The following is a 347-nucleotide window of genomic DNA, read 5'->3' as shown; positions in this document are numbered from 1 at the left end:
GAGCCGTATGCGCCATTAGCCTCAGTTTCCCGAGGTTATTGCGCTCCAGAGGGTAGTTTGGCCACGTGTTACTGAGCTATCTGCTACGGGCCTCAACCCGTGCAACTAGCATGGCTAAATCGGACTCCAATAGCAATGGCCTCCGGCAGGATCAACCGGAATGCTCTTCCCCCAAATGGGGGAGGTTGGCGGAGTATGTATAATACACACTCACTTGCTATGGTCCACGTTCGATGACTCCACTCGCGACCGAGCAGGCGTCACCGAACTGTCGAGGCTAACATCAGATCCCATCTGTACGGCGGACCGCAGGGGTGGAATCCTCATCTCCTTCGGACGTATTCCTA

Annotated in this window: 1 rRNA gene; it reads right to left on the bottom strand. The window is 55.3% G+C overall.

Annotated elements, in window-relative coordinates:
* Positions 1 to 162, bottom strand: a 16S ribosomal RNA gene (locus C446_RS04090); the annotation flags it as partial.
* Positions 163 to 347 lie beyond the last annotated feature (185 nt).

This window comes from Halobiforma nitratireducens JCM 10879 (assembly GCF_000337895.1).
GTDB classification, from domain to species: domain Archaea; phylum Halobacteriota; class Halobacteria; order Halobacteriales; family Natrialbaceae; genus Natronobacterium; species Natronobacterium nitratireducens.
This window is presented reverse-complemented; position numbering and strand designations above follow the sequence as displayed.